The organism is Paenibacillus sp. 05T425 (assembly GCF_056396205.1).
Map to the genome: position 1 here is coordinate 1 of NZ_JBFTLA010000097.1, position 452 is coordinate 452.

Annotated in this window: 1 protein-coding gene; it reads left to right on the top strand. The window is 58.1% G+C overall.

The window, feature by feature from the left end:
• Positions 1-452 (top strand): hypothetical protein (locus tag AC1DF0_RS32250; RefSeq protein ID WP_477577654.1); only part of this gene is annotated, 452 nt, incomplete at both ends.

Sequence of the window (452 nt, forward strand, 5' to 3'; positions counted from 1 at the left end):
CCCTCAGACCTGGCAGGGCGTCACCCTGATGCGACGCCTGGGACATCGCGTCGATTCGTTTTCCGATCAAACCCTGGAGCAGATCCGGATCGTCAGCGGTGTTGACGACGCGGTATTGCGCAAACTACATGTCGAGCATGAGCGGCCGCCGGCGTTGCTGGTGGCAACCATCAAGCGTTTTACCGCTGACCAGGAGGTTAAAACTTTCATCGAGCGAATAAGTAGCCGTGACCMGCAGGTGTATGGTCAGGCCGATGTGCAGACTCAACTGAAACTGCTGACGGGTCATCGCAAATGGCCCAAGAACCGCACCGTGCAGTGGCTCGATGCGCAAGACAAGGTGCTCTGGCAATCTTCGCCAGACCTGGGCGAATCGATCATCAAGGTCAGATCCGGGCAGACCGGTTACCACGATCTGGCCGCAACGATGCTCTCCCAACTGCAGGAACAGG